This window comes from Methylophaga sp. UBA5088, from assembly GCF_002414625.1.
In the GTDB taxonomy this organism is placed as follows: Bacteria; Pseudomonadota; Gammaproteobacteria; order Nitrosococcales; family Methylophagaceae; genus Methylophaga; species Methylophaga marina.
In genome coordinates, this window is record NZ_DIAC01000055.1 from 388 (window position 1) to 620 (window position 233).

1 protein-coding gene is annotated in these 233 nt (G+C 43.8%); it reads right to left on the reverse strand.

Going from position 1 to position 233, the window contains the following annotated elements; all coding sequences use genetic code 11:
* Positions 1–233, reverse strand: a 233-nt coding sequence (locus tag B4K20_RS07580; RefSeq protein ID WP_289282458.1) for a hypothetical protein, incomplete at both ends; no start/stop codon positions are given.

Genomic DNA, 233 nt, shown 5'->3' on the forward strand with positions numbered 1-233 from the left:
AGACTTGCCTGGGTGTTTTTTGATCACATCAACCAGCACAGGGTCAGAAAATTTTTCCAAAAGTGCGGTTAACTCCTCAGCTTGTTGAGTATTGTACTCGCGCCCCTCTCTATTACGAGAGGGTGCTTTATCAGAAGTACGGTTCAGTACTTTTACAACGGCTAAAATAATTAACGCCACCAGAAGGTACGCGATGGCTGTTAACAAAGCTGCTAGAGGCGTATCAAAATATG